This window comes from Kitasatospora purpeofusca (assembly GCF_042691725.1).
GTDB classification, from domain to species: Bacteria; Actinomycetota; Actinomycetes; order Streptomycetales; family Streptomycetaceae; genus Kitasatospora; species Kitasatospora purpeofusca_B.
This window is the reverse complement of the sequence record NZ_CP170483.1, coordinates 3206266-3228444: the sequence shown is the minus strand read 5'-3', so window position 1 is coordinate 3228444 and position 22179 is coordinate 3206266. Positions and strand designations below refer to the sequence as shown.

The window sequence follows — 22179 nt, the reverse complement described above, 5'->3', positions numbered from 1 at the left end:
TCTTCCTCCGCCCCCGCGCGCGGGGTGCGGAACCGGCCGGACGGCGGCTGGACGGCCGCTGGGGGATCGCTGGGGGGTCGCTGTGTGATCGGCCACAGCGCGCACCCGGCGCACCCCGCGCGCGACCGCCCGCGCGACGGGGCGCGCGCGCCGTCCGGGCGGTTCGTACGCCCTGTGCCCGTACGCCTCCTGACGCTCAGGGCGCCGCCCCCCGCAATCGGCCGAAACCCGCTGACGCGCCCGCGCCACGGCACCCCCGTCCCCGCCCGGCCCGTCGACGCCGGGCCGGGGCGCTGGATATGGTCGGTCCTCATGGCTGGCAGAGCGCCGGGCAAACCGCCCCAGACGACTGCGACGAGGCCCGGCGCCGCCCCGGCGTCCGACCCCGTGACGGCCCGGTTGCGCAAGAGGCTCCGCCGGGTCCGCCGAAGGCTGCGCACCGCCGCCGTGGACTGGTTCCGCGGCGGCGCCGCCGACTGGCCGGTGCTGTGCGCGCTCGCCCTGCTGGTCCCGCTGCTGATCCTGCTCAACGTCTGGTGGCCCGCCTGGGCCCCGCCCACCGCGCTGGTCCTGCCGATCCTGGCGGCGGCCCTGCTGCTGCGCCCCGGCTCGCTGGTGGTGCTGTACGCGCTGGCCGCGCTCGGCCTGTCCGCCGAGTCGGTCATCCACACCGGCCAGCGGGTGGCCAGCGACCACCCCGAGGCCTACACCTACGGGGTCACCCCCGGCGCCGCCCTGGTGGTCGGCGCGGCCGGGGTCGGCGGCCTGCTGCTGGCCCAGTTCCGCAGCCGGGTCGGCGTGCCCTGGTGGGGCGGCTCGACGATGCTCTTCGACCTGCGCGAGCGGCTGCGGGTGCAGAGCCGGGTGCCCCGGCTGCCGGACGGCTGGCACGCCGACATGGCGCTGCGCCCGGCCGGCGGGCAGTCCTTCTCGGGCGACTTCGTGGTCGCCGACCGCACCGGCCCCGGCCGGCGGGTGCTGGAGGTGGTCCTCGCGGACGTCTCCGGCAAGGGCATGGACGCCGGCTCGCGGGCGCTGCTGCTCTCCGGCGCGTTCGGCGGGCTGCTCGGCTCGCTGCCCGCGCACGACTTCCTGCCCGCCGCCAACGGCTACCTGCTGCGGCAGTCCTGGGAGGAGGGCTTCGCGACCGCCGTGCACCTGGTGCTGGACCTGGACACCGGCGAGTACGAATTGCTCTCGGCCGGACACCTGCCGGGCATGCAGCGGCTGGCGGGCGCAGGCCGCTGGGAGGTCAAGGAGGCGCTGGAGGGCCCGGCGCTCGGCATCTACGACGGCGCCAAGTTCGAGGGCGTCCGGGGGCGGCTGAACCGCGGCGACGTCCTGATGCTCTGCACCGACGGCATGGTCGAGGCGCCCGGCCGGGACCTCTCCGAGGGCATGGACCGGCTGATGGGCGAGGCGGACCGGCTGGTGCCGGGCGGCGGCCCGGGGGCCGTCGGCGGCGCGGCGTCCCGGCTGATCGAGACGGTCGCCCGGGACATCAACGACGACCGCGCGGTGCTGCTGTTCTGGCGCGACTGAGCGGCGCGCAACGGGCCTCTGCGGGCCCCGCCGCGACGGTGTCGCGGCGGCACGTGCCGGCGGCAGCCGCTGTCAAGTCCCGGAGCTGATCTTCAGCCAATTCCGGCGCCCCGCAAGCAGAGCGGACCTGCCGGTTCCGGTCCGCCCCGCCGAACGTTTCCCGGCCGCTCAGCGGCGCCCCGCCGACGATTCGTCAGGACGTCTCGGCTATCGTCTCGGTCGGCGGAAACTCGTCTCGCATCGCAGGATATCGGCGTTCGACCGACTGTCAGACCTTTACGCAATCGGCACGGTCGACCACACTGAGTCCGGGCGGGACTGTTCAGGATTCGGGGGATGGGGGGCGTCACATGCGGCACGACGGACACCGTGCGGTCGTAGCGGGCGGCCCACCCTCCGGCCACGACGGGCCGGACGATCCGCAGTTCCGCCTCGGGACCGTCGGACAGGCCGGGGTCCGGCTTCGCAGGGGCCGTCAGCCGGTGGCGCCCCGCTATGAAACGAGGAAGTGAGTCCGGGTGGCACTCTCCGTCTCCGCGCTGGTCCTGTTCGGCATCATCTGCTTCATCTTCATCCGCCAGAAGCAGCTGAAGCCCGGGCACTTCATCCTGGCCGCCCTGTTCGGCTTCATGCTCAACCAGAGCACGGCCGCCCAGCCGATCCAGGACTTCCTGAACGAGATCGCCAAGTCCATCTCCAACATCACCAGCTGACCCCGGGACCGCCGGCCGCCACGGCCGGCGCCCCGTCACCGGTCGGCGCGCCTCGCCTGCCGCCACCGGGCGAACAGGCCCCGCGGGCGCGCCGCCGCCACGGCCGCCGGCCGGGCCGGCACGACGCCGAGGGCGCCGGCGGGTGCGGTCACCGGCGCCGACGGCTCCTCGTGGGCCGTCAGCAGGACGAACAGCCGCGCCCAGCACAGCCGCTCGCCGCGCGGCCAGTCCAGCGCGCGCAGTGCCGCCGACGCCGCCTCGTCGACCTCGCCGTCGACCCTGACCTCGGCCACGTCGTCCCCCGACCGCCCGCCGAGGAACAGCTTCACCCCGTGCGGGCGCCGCGCGCCCGGGCCGCTCAGCGCCGGCAGCAGCGCGGGCGCCAGGGCCGGCACCACCCGGTTCCCGGCCAGCCAGGCCGCCAGCTGCTCGTTGCCGAACCCGAAGACCGCCGCCGGCCCCTGGACGGCGTGCCAGCCGGGCAGTTCGGGGTGGTCGGCGTGGTCGGCGTGCGCGCCGCGGCCCTCCCGCAGTTCGACCAGCGCGGCCGCCGTGGTGGTCGCCCACATCCGCACCGCGTTGTCGAGCTTCTCCTCCTCGGTCTTGCCGAGCCCGGCGGAGCAGTCCCACACCACCGGCGCGTCCGCCCGGCCGAGCTCCAGCGCCCAGCCGAGGTCGACGTGCCCGGCGCCCTCGCCGCCGGGGTGCTCCCGGACGGCCACCGCGACCGTCCCCGGGCCGCGCACCACCTCGCCGTCGACGGTGAACTCCTGCCCGAGCCGCGCCATCTCCCGGACCACGCAGTGCTGAATGACGGCCAGTCGGTCCTGCGGGCGCACGGGGACTCCTCCGCTCACGGCTTCGAATCGTCTCGAACGCCATCGGCCATCGAACTGCTCTCGAACGCCGCCGAGGCTATCGGCCCGAAGGCCCCCCGGGAAACCGCCCGGGCGCCGCCGCGCGACGCGGCCCCGGCGCGACGGCCGCAGCGCTCCGGTCGCGGAAATGACCGGAATACACCATTTTGGGTAGCGGAAACCGCCGGCACCGCCTGGAGAGCCCCGCATGCCCCGCACCGCCCCGAAGCCCACCCCGCCGCCCGCACCGCGGCCCACCCCGCCGCTCACCCCGGACGCCTCCGGGCTGGTCGCCGAGATCGAGGCGTACCTGGCCTCGCTGCCCGCCCCCGCGCGCGCCCCGGAGCCCTACGCCGTGGGCCGGTACGGCTCGGTGCTGCGGCCCTGGCACGCCGGCCACCCGCTGCCCCGGGCCACCCTGCTCGACCGGGCGCTGCGCCGCCCCGCCCGGCCCGTGCCGGTCACCGCCGCCGAACACCTCGACCTCGCCTCCCGCTACATCGCCGCGCACGGCTGGCTGCAGGGGGCGATGTGGGACGCGGCCGGCCGGGTCTGCCTGCTCGGGGCCCAGGCGGCGGTGCTCGCCCACGGGTTCGGCACCCCGGCCACCGTGCGCACCGCCCGGGTCCAGCTGATGGAGGTGCTGCACGCCACCGGCCGCCCGGTGCGCTCCCCGGACGAGTTCAACGACCGGCCCGCCACCCGGCAGGTCGACGTCCACCGGCTGCTGGAGCGGGCCGCCGCCCGGGCCGCCCGGCTGGGCCTGTGACCTCCGGGGCCGGCCGACCCGCCGGCCGACCCGCCGGCTGACCCGCCGTCGGGAACGCGAACGGCCCCGGGGATGCGGTGCATCCCTCGGGGCCGTTCGTCCTGCGGAGCGGGCGACGAGAATCGAACTCGCGTGACTAGTTTGGAAGACTAGGGCTCTACCATTGAGCTACGCCCGCGCGATCCCCCGGCCGTCACCGGACGGAAGGTCGGGAACAGCGTACCTGGTCCGGTCGGCTGCGTGCACACCCCATTCGCGGCGAGGGCCTCGGAATATCTCGCCGATCCGGCAGGGCCCGGCGTGTACGCTTCCTCTCGGCACCACGGGGTGTGGCGCAGCTTGGTAGCGCGTCCGCTTTGGGAGCGGAAGGCCGTCGGTTCGAATCCGGTCACCCCGACCGTGCGCAGGGTCTCGTCCAGGGCGGGGCCCTGTTGTCGTTTCCGGGGCGGGTCGGGCATGGTGAGTGGTTGATTTTTCACCGAACCTGGAGATCCCCCGATGAGTGCGACGAGCCCGACCCGGCCGACGCGGATGAATCCCAAGATCGCGGTCGGCGTCGTCTTCGTCGCCTCGCTGTTCATGACGATCATGGACGGCACGATCGTCAACGTGGCCCTGCCCGCGATCGGCCGGGACTTCGGCACCGACCCGGCGGGGGTCGGGGTGATCAACGTCGGCTACCTGGTGAGCCTGGCCGTCTTCGTCCCGCTCTCCGGCTGGCTCGGCGACCGGTTCGGCACCCGGCGGGTCTTCCTGTACGCGCTCGCCCTGTTCACCGCCGCCTCGCTGCTCTGCGGCACGGCCGACTCGCTGGCCTCGCTCACCCTGTACCGGATCCTCCAGGGCGCGGCCGGCGGCCTGCTCACCCCGGTCGGGATGACCATGCTGTTCCGCGCCTTCCCGCAGGAGGAGCGGATGCGGGCCACCCGGGTGCTGATGCTGCCCACCGCCGTCGCCCCGGCCAGCGGGCCGGTGCTCGGCGGCTGGCTGGTGGACAGCTGGTCCTGGCACTGGGTCTTTATCGTCAACGTGCCGGTGGGCGTCGCGGGGCTGCTCTTCGGCCTGTTCTTCCTGCCCGACTACCGCGTCGAGCGGGCCGGGCGGTTCGACCTGGCGGGCTTCCTGCTCGCCGCCGTCGCCTTCGGCGGCACCATGTACGCGCTCTCCGAGGGCGCCTCCCAGGGCTGGGGGAGCGCGCGGATCCTCGCCCCGGCGCTCGCCGGCCTGCTCGCCCTCGCGGCCCTGGTCGCGGTCGAGCTGCGCCGCCCCGAGCCGATGCTCGACCTGCGGCTCTTTTGCGACCGGATCTTCGGCACCGTCAACCTGCTCTCGCTGTTCTCCGGCGCGGCCTTCCTCGGCATGCTCTACCTCTTCCCGCTGCTGATGCAGGACGCGCTCGGCATGGACGCCCTGCACAGCGGGCTGATGGTGTTCCCCGAGGCGCTCGGCGTGATGCTCGCCTCCCAGGTGTCGGCCCGGCTCTACCCGCGGATCGGCCCGCGCCGGATGCTCGCCGCCGGGTCCGCCGTGGTGGCCTGCTGCCTGGCGCTGATGGCCACGATCGGGCCGCAGAGCAACCTCTGGGCCGTGCGCGGGCTGCTCTTCCTGACCGGCTACGCGATGTCGCACGTCTTCATGCCGAGCCAGACCGCCGCCTTCGCGACTGTCCCGGCCGCCTCCACCGGCGCCGCCTCCACCCTCTACAACGCCCAGCGCCAGCTCGGCTCGGCGCTCGGCGTGGCCGTGCTCGGCACCGTGCTGACCGCCGTCGGGCCCCTCGCCGCGGACGCCTCGGGTACGCCCGTGGCGAACCTCACGGCCTACCGCGCGGCCTTCCTGACCGCGGCCGGGCTGGCCCTGCTGGCGGCCGTGATCGCGCTGCGGGTGCGGGACGGCGACGCCGCCACGACCATGCGCCCGGCGCCGGTTTCCGGCGGTACGGGGCCGGACGCCGGGCCGGGCGCGGGGGCGGACGGCCCGCGGCCCGTCGCCCTCGCGGCGAGTGCGCCCGAACCGGCCCGCAAGGCCGCCGGAGGGGCCTGAGGAGCCCGGACGGCGGCGTCCTGGCGTCCGCCTTTCGTGGTACCGGTAGGATGGGGCGCTGGCGGTAGTCCCTGTGGCGTCAACCCAGGTCGACCGCACGAGGGCGAGGAGTCACGCTCACCGTCCACCCCCCACGGGAGATGCAGCTCCAACCGCCCATCGCCCGTCTCGCCCGACCCGCTGGAAACCGGCCCCGGCCGGCGTCCGGGGAGGGCGCAGGCAACCCTGACCGCAAGCCCCTAGGAGACCTAACCGTGAAGAGCGCCGTCGAGACTCTGAACCCGACCCGGGTTCGACTCACCGTCGAGGTGCCCTTCGAGGAGCTCAAGCCCAGCCTCGACGCGGCGTACAAGAAGATCAACCAGCAGGTCTCGGTCCCGGGCTTCCGCAAGGGCAAGATCCCGAACCGGGTCATCGACCAGCGCTTCGGCCGTGGTGCCGTGCTGGAGGAGGCCGTCAACGACGCCCTGCCGCGCTTCTACACGCAGGCCGTCGACGAGGGCAAGATCGAGGTCCTCGGACAGCCCGACATCACCAACATCGAGGGTGTCGAGAAGCTCGCCGACGGCGGTGACCTGAAGTTCACCGCCGAGGTCGACGTCCGCCCGGAGATCGCCCTGCCGGACTTCTCGACCATCGAGGTCACCGTCGACCCGATCGCGGTGTCCGACGAGGACATCGCCAAGTCCCTGGAGCAGCTGCGCGAGCGCTTCTCCTCGGTCAAGGACGTCGAGCGCGCCGCCGCCGAAGGCGACATCGTGGTCGTCGACCTGGAGGCCAAGGTCGACGGCGAGGTGCCGGAGGACGGCACCGCCGCGGGCGTCAGCTACGAGATCGGCTCGGGCCGTCTGATCGACGGCATCGACGAGGCCGTCGTGGGCCTGGAGGCGGGTGGCACCGCCACCTTCACCACCGAGCTCAAGGGCGGCACCCAGGCCGGCAAGACCTCCGAGGTCAGCGTCAAGGTCACCGCCGTCCAGGAGAAGGAGCTGCCCGAGCTGGACGACGAGTTCGCCCAGCTGGCCAGCGAGTTCGACAGCCTGGAGGACCTGAAGGCCGACTCCCGCAAGCGCCTGGAGCGCATGAAGGAGTACGACCAGGCCACCCAGGCCCAGGAGAAGGTGCTGGACGCGCTGCTCGGCCTGGTCGAGATCGAGTTCCCGGAGAAGCTCCTCAAGGACGAGGTCGAGACCCGCAAGCACAACCTCGAGCACCACCAGCTGGAGCCGATGGGCCTCACCCTGGCGAGCTACCTGGAGACCCAGGGCAAGTCGGAGGAGGAGTACCTCGCGGAGATCGAGGAGCAGGCGAAGAAGGGCATCAAGACCCAGTTCGTCCTGGACCAGATCGTCGCGGACGAGGAGCTCAACGTCTCCCAGGAGGAGCTGACCGAGCACCTCATCCGCCGTGCCGCCGGTTCGGGCCTGACCCCGGACCAGTTCGCCCAGCAGGTCGTCCAGGGCGGCCAGGTTCCGCTGCTGGTCGGCGAGGTCGCCCGCGGCAAGGCCCTGGCCACCGTGGTCGAGGCCGCCAAGGTCGTCGACACCGAGGGCAACGAGATCAACTTCGACGACGACGAGGCCGACGAGTCGGCCGAGACCGTCGAGGCCCCGGCCGCCGAGGCCGAGGCCGAGGAGAAGACCGAGGCCTGACCGCCGCGGTCGCCTCGCCTTGAGGCGTGAGCGCGGGCCCGGACGCCGTACGGCGTCCGGGCCCGCGCCGTTCCCCGGCCCCGCCCGGGGCCCGCCGCGAGCGCGAACCCTGCGCTCACAGCGAACAGTTCTGCGTGAGGGATTCAGCGGCCCGGCCTGCGCGTTAGGGTCCATGGACAGCAACAATCACGACGTGATACCCGGAAGCTGTGCGACATCGTGACGGCCGTGGAGCGACCGTCCAAATCGACTGAGCAGGTGGCTAAGTGACGTACCCGCAGATGCAGATGCCCGGCCCGATGGCGCCGCACGCCGCCGCTGGTGACGTGCTGGGCGGCCTCGGCGACCAGGTCTACAACCGGCTGCTCAACGAGCGGATCATCTTCCTCGGCCAGCAGGTCGACGACGACATCGCGAACAAGATCACCGCCCAGCTGCTGCTGCTGGCCGCGGACCCGGACAAGGACATCTTCCTCTACATCAACTCCCCGGGCGGCTCCATCTCGGCCGGCATGGCGATCTACGACACCATGCAGTACATCAAGAACGACGTCGTCACCATCGCCATGGGCATGGCGGCCTCGATGGGCCAGTTCCTGCTGACCGCGGGCGCCAAGGGCAAGCGCTTCTCGCTGCCGAACGCCAACATCCTGATGCACCAGCCCTCCGCCGGCCTCGGCGGCTCGGCCACCGACATCCGCATCCAGGCGGAGCAGCTGCTGCGCACCAAGAAGCGGATGTCCGAGCTGATCGCGTTCCACAGCGGCCAGTCCTTCGAGCAGATCACCCAGGACTCCGACCGCGACCGCTGGTTCACCCCGGAGGAGGCCCTGGAGTACGGCCTGATCGACGCGATCATGCACAGCGCCGCGGACGTCCCCGGCGGCGGCGGCACCGGCGCCTGAGCCCCGGCCGGGCCCACGAGACCACAGCCACAACGCTCCGGAGGACCAGAACACCCATGAACATCCCCAGCCTGTCGGCCGCCAAGGCCCGCGTCGAGGACATGCGGGCCGAGGGCCGCTACATCGTCCCGCGCTTCGTCGAGCGCACCTCGCAGGGCATCCGTGAGTACGACCCGTACGCCAAGCTGTTCGAGGAGCGCATCATCTTCCTCGGCTCGCAGGTGGACGACGTGTCGGCCAACGACATCATGGCGCAGCTGCTGTGCCTGGAGTCGATGGACCCGGACCGCGAGATCCAGATGTACATCAACTCGCCCGGCGGCTCGTTCACGGCCCTGACGGCGATCTACGACACCATGCAGTACGTCAAGCCGGACATCACCACCGTCTGCATGGGCCAGGCGGCCTCGGCGGCGGCCGTGCTGCTGGCGGCCGGCACCCCCGGCAAGCGGATGGCGCTGCCGAACGCCCGCATCCTCATCCACCAGCCGTACACCGAGACCGGCCGCGGCCAGGTCTCCGACCTGGAGATCCAGGCCAAGGAGATCTTCCGGATGCGCGAGCAGCTGGAGGAGATGCTGTCCAAGCACTCCAACAAGTCGGTCGAGCAGGTCCGCGACGACATCGAGCGCGACAAGATCCTCACGGCCGAGGAGGCCGTCGAGTACGGTCTGGTCGACCTGGTCATCTCGACCCGCAAGGCCTCGCTGACCTCCTGAGGCCGGCACCGACCCTCCCGGCCCCCGCGTGGGCGGGAGGGTGCCGGGGCGGGGCGCGCGACGGGTTCGCGCGCCCCGCCCCCGGCGCACCGGCGGCTGCTCCGACGGCATCTGTTCGGTATCAATTCGCCCAGGGCGTAGGGCAGACCCGGCGAAGAGGGCGGAATCGGCGGCTCGGCAGAGTACCGTCGGATAGCGAGACCGATCGCCGTCGGCGTCGACGGTCCACAGCACCAGGCCCCGGAACTCCCGCGGGGCCCCTGGCGAAGGGGAAGCACCTCGTGGCACGCATCGGAGACGGTGGCGACCTGCTCAAGTGCTCGTTCTGCGGCAAGTCGCAGAAGCAGGTGAAGAAGCTGATCGCCGGCCCAGGCGTGTACATCTGCGACGAGTGCATCGACCTGTGCAACGAGATCATCGAGGAGGAGCTCGCCGAGACCTCCGAGGTGCGTTTCGAGGAGCTCCCGAAGCCCCGTGAGATCTACGAGTTCCTGGACCAGTACGTGGTCGGCCAGGACCTCGCCAAGAAGGCCCTGTCGGTGGCCGTCTACAACCACTACAAGCGGGTCCAGGCCGGCGAGGCGGGCCGCAGCGGCGGCAACGGCCGCGAGGACGCCATCGAGCTGGCGAAGTCCAACATCCTGCTGCTCGGCCCGACCGGCTCCGGCAAGACGCTGCTGGCGCAGACCCTGGCCCGGATGCTGAACGTGCCGTTCGCGATCGCGGACGCCACCGCGCTCACCGAGGCCGGGTACGTCGGCGAGGACGTCGAGAACATCCTGCTCAAGCTGATCCAGGCGGCCGACTACGACGTCAAGAAGGCCGAGACCGGGATCATCTACATCGACGAGATCGACAAGGTCGCGCGCAAGAGCGAGAACCCGTCGATCACCCGGGACGTCTCCGGCGAGGGCGTGCAGCAGGCGCTGCTGAAGATCCTGGAGGGCACCACCGCCTCGGTGCCGCCGCAGGGCGGGCGCAAGCACCCGCACCAGGAGTTCATCCAGATCGACACCACCAACGTGCTGTTCATCGTGGGCGGCGCGTTCGCGGGCCTGGAGCGGATCATCGAGGGCCGGGCGGGCGCCAAGGGCATCGGCTTCGGCGCGAACATCCGCTCCAAGCGGGAGCTGGACGCCAGCGACCACTTCCGTCAGGTGATGCCGGAGGACCTGGTCAAGTTCGGCATGATCCCGGAGTTCATCGGCCGCCTCCCGGTGATCACCAGCGTGCACAACCTGGACCGCGAGGCGCTGCTGCAGATCCTCACCGAGCCGAAGAACGCGCTGGTCAAGCAGTACCGCAAGCTCTTCGAACTGGACGGCGTGGAGCTGGAGTTCTCCCGGGACGCGCTGGAGGCGATCGCCGACCAGGCGATCCTGCGCGGCACCGGCGCGCGCGGCCTGCGGGCCATCATGGAGGAGGTGCTGATGTCCGTGATGTACGAGGTCCCCTCACGCCAGGACGTCGCCCGCGTGGTGGTGACCGGGGACGTCGTCTCCAAGCACGCCATCCCGACCCTGGTGCCGCGCGACATGATCAAGCGGGAGCGGCGCGAGAAGAGCGCCTGACGATCCCGCCCGGGCACGACGAGGGCCCCGGTACCGCCTCCGACGGGCGGTGCCGGGGCCCTCGTGCGTGCGGCTACTTCGGGATCTCGGAGACGGCGCGCAGGGCGCGGGTGTCCGCGGCGAGCTTGTCGAGGTCGGGGCGGCCGCGGCCCTCGGCCGGCGGGGCCATCGTCAGGACCAGGCTGCTGGAGTCGGCCCAGGCGCAGACGCCCAGGTCGGTGCCGTCCTGGGTGGCCACGCCGCAGTCCATGCTGCCGCCCTTGGGGCCCGGGTCGACCGGGTGCCGGTCGCTGACCGTGGTGCCGTCCGACTGCAGGCCCTTGAACATGGCGTTGAGCTCGGTCTTCGGGGCGAGCACCTTGCCGTAGCCGCCGAGCACCACGAGCTTCGGCTCCCCGGCGGAGTCCTGGTAGACGGCGCTGACGCCGGTCGGGTGCCAGGAGCCGTCGCCCTTGCCGAGCTCGGAGGTGATGGCCTCCTCCATCTGCCGCGCGACCTCGTTGTTCTCGTCCTTGGTGAGGCCGTTGAACGAGGCCGGCAGGACGATCTTCTCGGTGCCGGCGTTGGAGGTGACGTCGAAGACGAAGTACGCGACCGCGCCGCCGATGAGGGCCAGCACGAGCACGAACACGCCGATCAGGATGCCGAGGGTGCGCCGGGAGCGGCGCGGCGGCGGGGCGGCGGGGAACGCGCCGTACGGGGCGTAGCCGGGCGGCAGGGGCTGGCCCGGCGGGCCGGGCTGCGGGGGGACGGCGCCGTAGGGCGGCGGGCCCGGCGGCGGCGCGGGCGGGCCGGGGTAGGGCGGGCCGCCGTACGGCTGCCCGCCGTAGGGCTGCCCGCCGGGCGGCGGCGGGGTGCCGTAGGGGTTCTGCTCGGTCACGGAGGCCCTTCCTGGGACGGTGGTGCCGGGCTTGTGCGAAGGCTCGGACGAATGTCCGGCACGCTATCGCACCGGTCCGTCACCCGGTCGGGGAATACCGCCGCGGGGGCGCGGGCGGGACGCGGCCGCACGTCCCGCTGTCCGGGGGGTGAAAGCGGTTCGTGTCCCGGTTCCCGGGTTACGTAAACTGTCCGTCGTGACCGACACCACGAACCAGCGCCCCGTGAGCACGCACGCCGGGGACGAAGCAGCCACCCTCCCGACGACCTTCGCTCCGGCGGACGTAGAGGGCGAGCTGTACGAGCGCTGGGTAGAGCGCGGTTACTTCACCGCCGACGCCACGAGCGACAAGCCGCCGTACACGATCGTCATCCCCCCGCCGAACGTCACCGGTGCGCTGCACCTGGGCCACGCGTTCCAGCACACGCTGATGGACGCGCTGACCCGCCGCAAGCGCATGCAGGGCTTCGAGGCACTCTGGCTGCCCGGGATGGACCACGCGGGCATCGCCACCCAGAACAAGGTCGAGCAGCAGCTCGCCGAGTCCGGCCTCTCCCGCCACGACCTGGGCCGCGAGGCCTTCGTCGAGAAGGTCTGGGAGTGGAAGGAGAACTACGGCGGGAAGATCCTCGGCCAGATGCGCCGCCTCGGCGACGGCGTCGACTGGTCGCGCGAGCGCTTCACCATGGACGAGGGCCTGTCGCAGGCCGTCCAGACCATCTTCAAGCGGCTCTTCGACGACGGCCTGATCTACCGCGCCGAGCGCATCATCAACTGGTGCCCGCGCTGCCTCACCGCGCTGTCCGACATCGAGGTGGAGCACGAGGAGGTCCCGGGCGAGCTGGTCTCGATCCGCTACGGGGACGGCGAGGACTCGCTCGTCGTCGCCACCACCCGGGCCGAGACGATGCTGGGCGACACCGCGGTGGCCGTCCACCCGGACGACGAGCGCTACCGGCACCTGGTCGGCCGGACCGTCAAGCTGCCGCTGACCGACCGTGAGATCCCGGTGGTCGCGGACGAGCACGTCGACCCGGAGTTCGGCACCGGCGCCGTCAAGGTGACCCCGGCGCACGACCCCAACGACTTCGCCATCGGCCAGCGCCACGACCTGCCGAACCTGAGCATCATGGACGAGCGCGGCGCGATCACCGTGCACGGCCCGTTCCTCGGCCTGGACCGGCTGGAGGCCCGCTCGGCCGTCGTCGGCGCGCTGCGCGAGCAGGGCCGGATCGTCGCCGAGAAGCGCCCGTACATGCACGCCGTCGGCCACTGCTCGCGCTGCCACACGGTGGTCGAGCCGCGGCTGTCGCTGCAGTGGTGGGTCAAGGTCGAGCCGCTGGCCGAGGCGGCCGGCGCCGCGGTCCGCGACGGCAAGGTGGAGATCCACCCGAAGGAGCTGGAGCGCCGCTACTTCGACTGGGTCGACAACATGTACGACTGGTGCATCTCGCGCCAGCTGTGGTGGGGCCACCGGATCCCGGTCTGGTACGGCCCCGAGGGCGAGGTCGTCTGCGTCGGACCGGACGAGCAGCCGCCGACGGGCGAGGGCTGGCACCAGGACCCGGACGTCCTGGACACCTGGTTCTCCTCCGGCCTGTGGCCGTTCTCCACGCTGGGCTGGCCGGAGAAGACCCCGGACCTGGAGAAGTTCTACCCGACCGACGTCCTGGTCACCGGCCACGACATCATCTTCTTCTGGGTCGCCCGGATGATGATGTTCGGCCTGTACGCGATGGACGGCCAGGCGCCGTTCAAGACGGTCGCCCTGACCGGCCTGGTCCGTGACGAGTTCGGCAAGAAGATGTCGAAGTCCTCGGGCACCGCCGTGGACCCGCTGGACTGGATGGACGCCTACGGCGCCGACGCCGTCCGCTTCACCCTGGCCCGCGGCGCCAACCCGGGGGCCGACGTGCCGATCGGCGAGGACTGGGTCAAGGGCTCGCGGAACTTCTGCAACAAGATCTGGAACGCGACCCGCTTCGCGCTGATGAACGGCGCGACCGTCGAGGGTCCGCTGCCCGCCCCGGAGCAGCTGACCGCGGTGGACCGCTGGATCCTGTCGCGGCTGAACGCGACCGTGGCCGAGGTCGACGCGCTGTACGACGACTACGAGTTCGCCAAGGCCGCGGACGCGCTCTACCACTTCGCGTGGGACGAGGTGTTCGACTGGTACGTCGAGCTCTCCAAGACCACCCTGGCCAAGGGCGGCGCGCCGGCCGAGGCCTCCCGCCGGGTGCTGGGCGAGGTCCTGGACGTCACCCTGCGGCTGCTCCACCCGGTGGTGCCGTTCGTCACCGAGGCGCTGTGGACGACGCTGACCGGGGCCGAGTCGGTGGTGGTCGCCGCCTGGCCGAAGGACAGCGGCTTGCGGGACGCGGGCGCCGAGGCCGAGGTCGCCACGGTGCAGCAGGTGGTCACCGAGGTCCGCCGGTTCCGCTCGGACCAGGGCCTGCAGCCGGCCCAGAAGGTCCCGGCGCGCCTGGAGCTGGCGGGCACCGTGCTCGCCGTCCACGAGGACGCGATCCGCTCGCTGCTGCGGCTGACCGTGCCGGAGGAGGGCTTCGCGGCCACCGCCTCGCTGCCGGTCGCCGGTGCCACCGTGGCGCTGGACCTGTCCGGCACGATCGATGTCGCGGCGGAGCGCAAGCGTCTGGCCAAGGACCTCGCGGCGGCCGAGAAGGAGAAGGCGCAGTGCGGCGCCAAGCTCGGCAACGAGGCCTTCCTGGCCAAGGCGCCGGACGACGTGGTCGCCAAGATCCGGGGCCGCCAGGGGGCCGCCGAGGCCGACATCGCCCGGATCACCGCCCAGCTCGCGGCGCTGCCGCAGGGCTGACGCGCCGACGGTTGCCCGGAGCCGCACCCCGCCACGCGGGGTGCGGCTCCTCCGTTTTTCCGGAGGTCGGAAAATCGGGCGGCCCCAATAGCCCAATCCGTTGCTCCCTTCCGGCGAATATTCATCCCGGACCGGGTGAGGACCTATTCCGCCCGAATTCATTCCGGTCTTGCCCGCGCGCGCTCGCGTAAGTTTCCAGGTCGACTGTGTACGGTGTGCTTCGAGTTCCGGACAGCGAGGAGCGACGGGAGGGCATGGGCGTGATGGTGACCGAGGAACTGGTCGACGAACTGCCTGCCGAGGCGGTCGAGGAGGCCAAGGGGCGGGCGGCGACCCTGCTGCTCGCCTTCCGGCACGGAAACCAGCTCGCGTTCGACCACGCGCTGGACCGGCTGCTCGAGGAGCACGTCGAGCGCGAGGTGACCACGCTGCTCGCCTGGATCGCCGCCGAGGCGGTCCGCAAGGCCTACGCCCCCGAGGTCGGCGACCGGGTGCTGCGGGCGCTGGCCCGGCGGGCCCCGCGCGACACCGGCGCGGTCCACGTCGACGAGGAGGGCGTGGACGCGGCCCGGCTGATCGAGGCGGTCGCGGAGGGCTCGGTGGCCGAGGTCCGCGGCCTGGTCGCGGCCACCCCCGACACCACCTTCCTGCTCGGCGGCCTGCTCCAGGGGGTGGCGATGATGCTGCCGCTGCTGCCGGAGGGCGAGCTCGCCGAGATCACCGCCGAGCTGCGCCGCCGGCACGGCGGCGCGCCCGCGGCGGTGCCGGAGGCCCGGGCGGGGGTCTGACCCCGCCCGGGCCCGCGGCACCGCGCGCGCCGGTTACGGCATCGCGTGCAGGTGCGAGCCGACGGTGGAGGCGATGCCGCCGCCCGCCTTGGCGTCCCAGTTGGTCGACCAGGTCATCGCCCCGCCGATCCCGGGCCACTTGGTGTCGGGCTTGAAGCTGCCGCAGTTGGTGCCGGCGGCCAGGCAGTCCAGCGCGTTGTTGACCACGCTCGGCGCGACGTAGCCGCCGCCGGCCGCGCTGGTGGAGGCCGGGACGCCGAGGCCCACCTGGTCGGGCCGCAGCCCGCCCTTGAGCTGGATGCAGGCGAGCCCCGTGAGGAAGTTGACGGTCCCCTGGGAGTAGACCTGGCCGTCGCAGCCCAGCATGGCGCCGGAGTTGTAGTACTGCGTGTTGACGATGGTGAGGATGTCCTTCACGTTCAGCGCCAGCTTGAAGTACTCCATGCCGGTGGACTGCATGTCGATGGTCTGCGGCGCCATGGTGAGCGTGAAGCCGGAGCCGGCCCTGGCGGCCAGCGTGTGCAGGGCCTGGCCCATGTAGGTGGAGTTGATGCCGTTCTCCAGGTCGATGTCCACGCCGTCGAAGCCGTAGGTCTGCATCAGGGACCAGGCGGTGTTGGCGAAGTTGGCGGCCGAGGTGGAGCTGTTGACGGAGACGGTGCCCTTCTCGCCGCCGACCGAGAGGACCACCTTCTTGCCGGCCGCCTTCCTGGCCGCGATGTCGGCCTTGAACTGGGCCTCGGTGTAGCCGCCGAGCCGGGAGGAGAGCGTCGGGTCCAGGGTGAAGCTCAGGCCCCCGGGCGTGCTGGTGGCGTCGGCGAAGGAGACCGCGATGATGTCGTACGCGGCCGGGACGTCGCTGATCCGCTGCAGGGTGGCGCCGTTGTCGAAGTTCTGCCAGTAGCCGGTCAGCAGGTGCTTGGACGGAGGCCGGGGCGTGGTGGCGGTGGGGGAGGGCGTGGTGGTGTCGGTGGGCGTGGGGCTGCCGGGGTCGGTCGGCGTCGGGGTGGTCGCGGTGGGGGAGGGCTTGGGGTCGCCCGGGCCGAGCAGCGACACGTCGTCGGCCAGGAAGGCCGGCTGCCCGTACCAGCCGTGCAGGTAGACGGTGACGCTGGTGGTGCCGGCGCCGGTGGTGAAGGTGGTGCTGAGCTTGGACCAGGCGCTGGCGCCGGGCGTCCAGGTGCTCGGGTCGGTGCCGCCGGTGCCGCGGGCGCCGAGGTAGACGTACGAGCCCTGGACCCAGCTGCTCAGGGTGTAGGTCGAGGACGGCTTGACCGCGACGGTCTGGGTGCACTCGCCGGTGTCGGCGCCGGCCGGGGTGGAGCGCAGCGCGCCGGTGCCGGAGTGCACCGTGCCGGTCTCCGGGGCGCCGGCCGTACAGGTCCAGCCGCCGAGGCGGTTGGCGTCCTCGAAACCGCCGTTGGTGATCAGTTCGACGTCGGCGGCGGCGTGGGCGCCGGTGCCGCCGGCGAGGACGAGACCGCTCAGGCCGATGGCGACGGCGCTGGCGCCGGCGAGCATCGAGTGGACGGCGCGCGGGCGCCGCTGTCGGGCAGGTGGCATGGCTCCATCTCCTGTGGGGGAGGCGGGCGGCTCCTGTGGGGGAGAGCCGTCCGGATGTCGATGGGTACGCGTGCGGGAGCTACCGACAACGCAAGTCCCTGTCGGGGGAGGAGACTTGCCTTCACAAGGTGGAGTAGACCAATTCCGCTGTCAAGAGGGCCCCGGGCGAGGGGGCCCGGCGGCGGGTGCGGTTCAGGCGGCCAGGAGCGGTGCGGCGGGCTCCTCGACCAGCCGTGCGGTCAGGGCGGCGATCCGGGCGGAGGCCAGGCCGTCGCCGTAGGGGCTCGGGGCGGCCGCGAGCCGGGCGAGCCGCTCGGGGGTGTCGGCCAGCCAGGTCCGGGCGTGCGCGCCGAGTTCGGCGCCGGGCGCCACCAGCGCGGCGAACCCGGCCTCGACGGCCTCGGGCCGCTCGGTGGAGCGGCGCACGACCAGCAGCGGCCGGCCGAGCACGGTGCACTCCTCCTGCACCCCGCCGGAGTCGGAGACCAGCAGCGCGGCGTGCCGGGCCAGGCCCAGGAAGTCGGCGTAGCCGACCGGCCCGGTCACCGCGAGCCGCTCCAGCAGGCCGTCCAGGCCGAACCGCTCGACGGCGGCCCGGGTGCGCGGGTGCATCGGGAACAGCACCGGGGTGCCGGCCCGGGCGATGCGGTCGAGTTCGGCGAGGACGGCGCCGAGCGCCTCGGCGGTGTCGGTGTTCTCCGGCCGGTGCACGGTGGCCAGCACGTAGCCGTCCGCGGTGAGCCCGTGCCGGTCGAGCAGGTGGGCCCGCGCCGCGGCGTGCGGCAGCGAGCCGCGGACCACCTCGACGACGGTGTTGCCGGTGAGCGCGATCCGCTCCTCGGCGAGGGACTCGGCGCGCAGGTTGGCGGCGTTGCCGGGGGTGGCCGCGCACAGCAGGTCGGCGATGTGGTCGACCATCACCCGGTTGTGCTCCTCGGGCATCGCCCGGTCGAAGCTGCGCAGCCCGGCCTCGACGTGCACCAGCGGGATGTCCCGGGCGTTGGCGGCGAGCGCGCCGGCCAGGGTGGCGTTGGTGTCGCCCTGGACGACGACGGCGGCCGGGCGGTCCTCGGCGAAGGCGGCGTCGAGCTGGCCGAGCGAGCGGGCGATCTGGCCGGCCCGCGGGCGGCCGCCGACGCCGGTGAGCAGTTCGGGGCGGGGCAGGCCGAGGTCGCGCAGGAAGCGGCCGGACATCGCCTCGTCCCAGTGCTGGCCGGTGTGGACCAGGCGGGTGGCGGGGCCGAGCTCGTGGATCAGCGGGGCGAGCTTGACCAGCTCGGGGCGGGTGCCGAGGACGACGGCGACGCTGCCGGGGGCGAGCGGGCGGCGGGGGGCGGGCTTCGGGGTCGGGCACGCGGTCATGGCGGGACGGCTCCGGGGTCGGGGTGCGGCGGGTCGGTCGGCGGGCGGCTCAGGATTCGAGCGCGGTGGGGGCGCCGAGGGCGACCTTCTCGGCGTTGCGGCGGGTCTTGGCCCAGCCGTTGCGGCCGAGCAGCAGGCGGACGGCGGCCCGGGTGGCGACCACGAACAGGTGGTAGGCGTAGAGCCAGACCAGGACGCCCCAGAGCAGGCCGGTGACCCGGCGCCGCTCGGGGTGGACGAGCCGGCGGTAGGCCGGGCCCCAGAAGACCATCGGCAGGGTGGCGAGCACGAAGGCGAGCACCATCCACGGTCCGTACCGCAGCTGGAAGTCGGCGGTCTCCTCGGGGAAGAGCGCGAGCCCGGCCCCGGTGATCGCGAGCGACAGCGGGGTGAGGACGACCAGCAGCACGCAGACCACCGGCTGGAGGAAGGTGTAGAGCACCTCGGCCTTGCCGGCGGGCCGGTAGTGCCGCGAGCGCAGCACCCGGCCGGTGAAGCGCAGGCACTGCATGTTGCCCTGGGCCCAGCGGGTGCGCTGGGTGAGGAAGCGCCGCCAGGAGACCAGGGCCTCCTGGGAGACGTCGGCCTCGGTGACGTGGGTGAGCCGCCAGCCGGCCAGCCGCAGCTCCAGGCCGGACTCGTAGTCCTCCAGCAGGGCGCGCTCGGGCCAGGGGCGGCCGTCGCGGCCCTCCTCGGCGGTGAGCGAGTCCAGGGCGGTGAGCCGCACGAACTGGCCGTTGCCGCCGAGGCCGACGCTGCCGGTACGGCGGCGCAGCAGCTGCATGCCGGCGTTGTTGGCCTGGAACTCGACGTCCTGCATCCGGACCAGGGCGCGGGCCATGGCGTTGGCGGCGCGGCCGCGGCCGGGCAGCGGCCGCTCGTCCTCGGCGTTGCGCATCCGCACGCCGATCTGCACGGCGCCGGTGTCGGGGCGGCCCATCGCGCGGTCGTTGCAGACCTGTTCGAGGGTGCCGGGGTCGAGCTGCCCGTCGGCGTCGACCACGCCGAGGACGACCCGGGAGCGGTCGGTGCCGGGCGGCAGCCAGGCGGAGATCTCCCGGTAGGCGGCGTTGAGGGCGGCGCCCTTGCCGATCCGGGCGTGCGGGCGGCGGCGCTGCACCAGGTGGACGCGCGCGTCGCGCCCGGCGGCGGCGAGCACCAGCGCGCGGGTGGCGTCGTCGCTGTCGTCGTCGATCACCCACAGGTGGGCGGCGGGGGCGGCGGTGCGCAGGCCCGCGAGGGTCTGGGTGACCACCGCCTCCTCGTCCCGGCAGGGGATCATCAGGTGCCACTGGAAGGCGGCGGGGTCGCCGGGCGCGGCCGGGCCGCTGTGCCGGAAGGCGTGCCGGGAGCCGGCCCAGTAGACCAGGAAGCGGCCGAAGACCAGGACCATGTAGCAGACCAGGGCCAGCGAGATCAGCCCGCCGAGCTGGAGGAAGCCCTCGCTGCGTGTCTCCACGAACTGGCGCAGGGCGTCGGGCATGGCGTGGCGCTCCTCATGATCGAAGGTGATTTATCTCCTTGGGATGCGAATCAATGCTTCATCGCGGTTTGATGTCGCTAAATCGATAGTAAACAGAGGAAACTGACCAACCTGGGCAAAGTGGTGGTTCTCACCCCGTGAGGAAGGCCGGGCCCCGCTCCGTAGACTGTGGTCGTGAGCGACAAGGCCGACCCGAACCCGTACACCCTCCGCCCCGCCGACGGCGGCACCGGCGACGCCCTGCGCGACGTCGAGGTGGAACTCTCCGAGCGCTGGCCGGAGAACAAGCTGGAGCCCTCGCTCGACCGGATCGAGGCCCTGATGGACATCCTGGGCCAGCCCCAGCGGTCCTTCCCCTCCATCCACATCACCGGCACCAACGGCAAGACCTCCACCGCCCGGATGATCGAGCAGCTGTTCAGCGCCTTCGAGCTGCGCACCGGCCGCTACACCAGCCCGCACGTGGAGAGCGTCACCGAGCGGATCACCCTGGACGGCGCCCCGATCACCCCCGAGCGGTTCGTCGAGGTCTACCGCGACATCGAGCCCTACGTGCGGATGGTCGACGAGCGCGAGCCGGTCGCGATGTCCTTCTTCGAGGTGCTCACCGGCATGGCCTACGCGGCCTTCGCCGACGCGCCGGTGGACGTCGCCGTGGTCGAGGTCGGCATGGGCGGCTCCTGGGACGCCACCAACGTCATCGACGCCGCCGTCGCCGTGATCACCCCGATCGGCCTGGACCACACCGACAAGCTGGGGGGGACCACCGGCGAGATCGCCGTCGAGAAGTCCGGGATCATCAAGTCCGGCGCCGTCGCCGTCGTCGCCCAGCAGCAGCTCGACGCCGCCCAGACCATCCTGCGGCACGCCGTCGAGGTCGACGCCACGGTCGCCCGCGAGGGCATGGAGTTCGGCGTCATCCGCCGCGAACTCGCGGTCGGCGGCCAGCTGGTGACCCTGCGCGGGCTCGGCGGCGAGGAGTACGAGGACCTCTTCCTGCCGCTGCACGGCGAGCACCAGGCGCAGAACGCGGCCCTCGCGCTGGCCGCCGTCGAGGCGTTCTTCGGCGTCGGCGGCGCCCGCGGCGGGCAGCTCGACACCGACAAGGTCCGCCAGGCGTTCTCCGGCGTCAGCTCCCCGGGCCGGCTGGAGGTCGTCCGGCGCAGCCCCACCATCCTCCTGGACGCCGCCCACAACCCGCACGGCGCCCGGGCCACCGTCGCCGCGCTCACCGAGTCCTTCGGCTTCACCCGCCTCGTCGGCGTCATCGGCACCAGCGGCGACAAGGACGTGGCGGGCCTGCTGGAGGCCTTCGAGCCGGTCCTCGCCGAGGTCGTCATCACCCAGAACTCCACCCACCGCGCGATGGACGTGGACGAGCTGGCCGCGCTCGCGGTCGAGATCTTCGGCGAGGAGCGCGTCCAGGTCGAGCCCCGGCTCGACGACGCCATCGCCGCCGCCGTCACCCTGGCCGAGGAGGAGGGCGACCTCGGCGGCGCCGGGGTGCTGGTCACCGGTTCGGTCATCACCGTGGGCGAGGCCCGCCTGCTGCTCGGGAGGAAGTGACGATGAGGACGCTCTGCTCCTCGACGCTGATCGGCGAGGCCTTCGTGGTGCTCTTCGCGGCCCTGGTCGCGATGCAGCTCTCCGACGTGTCCAGCGCCGCGCTGTGGATCGTCAGCGGCATCGCCATGGCGCTGTGCCTCCTGCTCTGCGGCATGATCACCCGCCCCGGCGCGGTGGCCGTCGGCTGGGCCCTGCAGCTCGCGCTGATCGCCAGCGGCTTCGTCGTGCCGACCATGTTCGGGCTCGGCGCGGTCTTCGCCGGCCTGTGGTGGTGCTCGGTGCACTACGGCCGCAAGATCGACGGGATCAAGGCCGCCCGGGCCGCCGCCGCGACGGCCTGAGGCGGCCCCGGACCGGGTCCGGGGCGTTCGCTCACGCAAGGTAGCCTCTGCGGTAGTCGCACGGCGCACGCGGATCCGCGCGATCCGCGTGCGCGCCGCATCCCATTCCTCCAGGAGACGCCCCGTGTCCCAGCGCACTCTCGTCCTGCTCAAGCCCGACGCCGTCAAGCGCGGCCTGGCCGGCGAGATCATCAGCCGCATCGAGCGCAAGGCCGGCTGGCGGCTCGCCGCCGCCGAGCTGCGCACCTTCGACCGGGCGACGCTGGAGCAGCACTACGCGGAGCACGTCGGCCGCCCGTTCTACGAGCCGCTGCTGGAGTTCATGACCTCCGGCCCGTCCATCGCCCTGATCGTCGAGGGCGAGGAGGCCATCGCCGGCATCCGCATGCTGGCCGGCGCCACCAACCCGCTGGAGGCCGGGGCCGGCACCATCCGCGGCGACTACGCGACGATCACCCGCGAGAACCTCATCCACGCCTCCGACTCGGTCGAGTCCGCCGAGCGCGAGATCAAGATCTTCTTCCCCGCCCACGCCTGACCCGGCCGGGCGCGGCGACGAGCAGAGGGACCTTCGGAAGGCCCCGGTCGG

18 protein-coding genes and 2 tRNA genes are annotated in these 22179 nt (G+C 72.8%); 14 read left to right on the top strand and 6 right to left on the bottom strand.

Annotated elements, in window-relative coordinates; translation table 11 throughout:
* The first annotated feature begins 312 nt into the window (after positions 1 to 312).
* Positions 313 to 1542, top strand: coding sequence for a PP2C family protein-serine/threonine phosphatase (locus ACFCLZ_RS13505; RefSeq protein ID WP_380285142.1), 1230 nt, complete (start codon positions 313 to 315; stop codon positions 1540 to 1542).
* A 518-nt stretch (positions 1543 to 2060) separates the two neighbouring features.
* Entirely contained in the window at positions 2061 to 2255 is a 195-nt protein-coding gene (locus tag ACFCLZ_RS13500) for a hypothetical protein (protein ID WP_376095932.1), read from the top strand.
* 35 nt (positions 2256 to 2290) lie between these two features.
* Here the strand turns inward: ACFCLZ_RS13500 and ACFCLZ_RS13495 are convergent, their stop codons facing one another.
* Positions 2291 to 3094 carry a DUF6348 family protein gene (locus tag ACFCLZ_RS13495; RefSeq protein ID WP_380285141.1) on the bottom strand — a complete coding sequence of 268 codons (804 nt, stop codon included), beginning with the start codon at positions 3092 to 3094 and terminating at the stop codon, positions 2291 to 2293.
* Between the two features lie 226 nt (positions 3095 to 3320).
* On the opposite strand from ACFCLZ_RS13495, the gene ACFCLZ_RS13490 reads away from it, so the two are divergent.
* Positions 3321 to 3881, top strand: a complete 561-nt coding sequence (locus tag ACFCLZ_RS13490) for a hypothetical protein (protein ID WP_380285140.1) — start codon at positions 3321 to 3323, stop codon at positions 3879 to 3881.
* Positions 3882 to 3988: 107 nt separating this feature from the next.
* Here the strand turns inward: ACFCLZ_RS13490 and ACFCLZ_RS13485 are convergent.
* Positions 3989 to 4059 (bottom strand) — tRNA-Gly (locus ACFCLZ_RS13485).
* A 145-nt stretch (positions 4060 to 4204) separates the two neighbouring features.
* Here ACFCLZ_RS13485 and ACFCLZ_RS13480 point away from each other — a divergent pair.
* From ACFCLZ_RS13480 to clpX, 6 genes are all read left to right on the top strand, one after another.
* A tRNA-Pro gene (locus ACFCLZ_RS13480) sits at positions 4205 to 4278 on the top strand.
* Between the two features lie 101 nt (positions 4279 to 4379).
* Entirely contained in the window at positions 4380 to 5924 is a 1545-nt protein-coding gene (locus ACFCLZ_RS13475; RefSeq protein ID WP_380285139.1) for an MDR family MFS transporter, read from the top strand.
* A gap of 254 nt (positions 5925 to 6178) precedes the next feature.
* Positions 6179 to 7576, top strand: coding sequence for a trigger factor (tig, locus tag ACFCLZ_RS13470; RefSeq protein ID WP_380285138.1), 1398 nt, complete (start codon positions 6179 to 6181; stop codon positions 7574 to 7576).
* Positions 7577 to 7863: 287 nt separating this feature from the next.
* Entirely contained in the window at positions 7864 to 8481 is a 618-nt protein-coding gene (locus ACFCLZ_RS13465; protein WP_376096046.1) for an ATP-dependent Clp protease proteolytic subunit, read from the top strand.
* A 56-nt stretch (positions 8482 to 8537) separates the two neighbouring features.
* A complete protein-coding gene (locus tag ACFCLZ_RS13460; RefSeq protein ID WP_344344462.1) occupies positions 8538 to 9200 on the top strand; it encodes an ATP-dependent Clp protease proteolytic subunit in 663 nt (220 codons plus the stop codon).
* Between the two features lie 281 nt (positions 9201 to 9481).
* Entirely contained in the window at positions 9482 to 10771 is a 1290-nt protein-coding gene (gene clpX / locus ACFCLZ_RS13455; RefSeq protein ID WP_030309676.1) for an ATP-dependent Clp protease ATP-binding subunit ClpX, read from the top strand.
* 73 nt (positions 10772 to 10844) lie between these two features.
* Here the strand turns inward: clpX and ACFCLZ_RS13450 are convergent, their stop codons facing one another.
* Entirely contained in the window at positions 10845 to 11651 is an 807-nt protein-coding gene (locus ACFCLZ_RS13450) for a hypothetical protein (protein WP_380285137.1), read from the bottom strand.
* Positions 11652 to 11847: 196 nt separating this feature from the next.
* Here ACFCLZ_RS13450 and ACFCLZ_RS13445 point away from each other — a divergent pair, with 196 nt between their 5' ends.
* Positions 11848 to 14487: a valine--tRNA ligase gene (locus ACFCLZ_RS13445; protein WP_380285136.1), complete on the top strand. Its 2640-nt coding sequence runs from the start codon at positions 11848 to 11850 to the stop codon at positions 14485 to 14487.
* A 254-nt stretch (positions 14488 to 14741) separates the two neighbouring features.
* The gene (locus tag ACFCLZ_RS13440; RefSeq protein WP_380285135.1) at positions 14742 to 15275 is read left to right on the top strand and encodes a hypothetical protein; all 534 of its coding nucleotides are present in this window, start codon (positions 14742 to 14744) and stop codon (positions 15273 to 15275) included.
* A gap of 33 nt (positions 15276 to 15308) precedes the next feature.
* Here the strand turns inward: ACFCLZ_RS13440 and ACFCLZ_RS13435 are convergent, their stop codons facing one another.
* From ACFCLZ_RS13435 to ACFCLZ_RS13425, 3 genes are all read right to left on the bottom strand, one after another.
* Positions 15309 to 16838 carry a chitinase gene (locus ACFCLZ_RS13435; RefSeq protein ID WP_380285134.1) on the bottom strand — a complete coding sequence of 510 codons (1530 nt, stop codon included), beginning with the start codon at positions 16836 to 16838 and terminating at the stop codon, positions 15309 to 15311.
* A 192-nt stretch (positions 16839 to 17030) separates the two neighbouring features.
* Complete coding sequence (gene wecB / locus ACFCLZ_RS13430) at positions 17031 to 18200, bottom strand: non-hydrolyzing UDP-N-acetylglucosamine 2-epimerase (RefSeq protein WP_380285133.1); 1170 nt, start codon at positions 18198 to 18200, stop codon at positions 17031 to 17033.
* A gap of 49 nt (positions 18201 to 18249) precedes the next feature.
* Positions 18250 to 19683, bottom strand: a complete 1434-nt coding sequence (locus tag ACFCLZ_RS13425; protein ID WP_380285132.1) for a glycosyltransferase — start codon at positions 19681 to 19683, stop codon at positions 18250 to 18252.
* A gap of 174 nt (positions 19684 to 19857) precedes the next feature.
* Here ACFCLZ_RS13425 and ACFCLZ_RS13420 point away from each other — a divergent pair, with 174 nt between their 5' ends.
* The 3 genes from ACFCLZ_RS13420 (at position 19858) to ndk (ending at position 22128) form a co-directional block, all read left to right on the top strand.
* Entirely contained in the window at positions 19858 to 21249 is a 1392-nt protein-coding gene (locus ACFCLZ_RS13420; protein ID WP_380285131.1) for a bifunctional folylpolyglutamate synthase/dihydrofolate synthase, read from the top strand.
* A 2-nt stretch (positions 21250 to 21251) separates the two neighbouring features.
* Entirely contained in the window at positions 21252 to 21590 is a 339-nt protein-coding gene (locus tag ACFCLZ_RS13415) for a DUF4233 domain-containing protein (protein WP_380285130.1), read from the top strand.
* 124 nt (positions 21591 to 21714) lie between these two features.
* Entirely contained in the window at positions 21715 to 22128 is a 414-nt protein-coding gene (gene ndk, locus ACFCLZ_RS13410) for a nucleoside-diphosphate kinase (RefSeq protein ID WP_376095972.1), read from the top strand.
* Positions 22129 to 22179 lie beyond the last annotated feature (51 nt).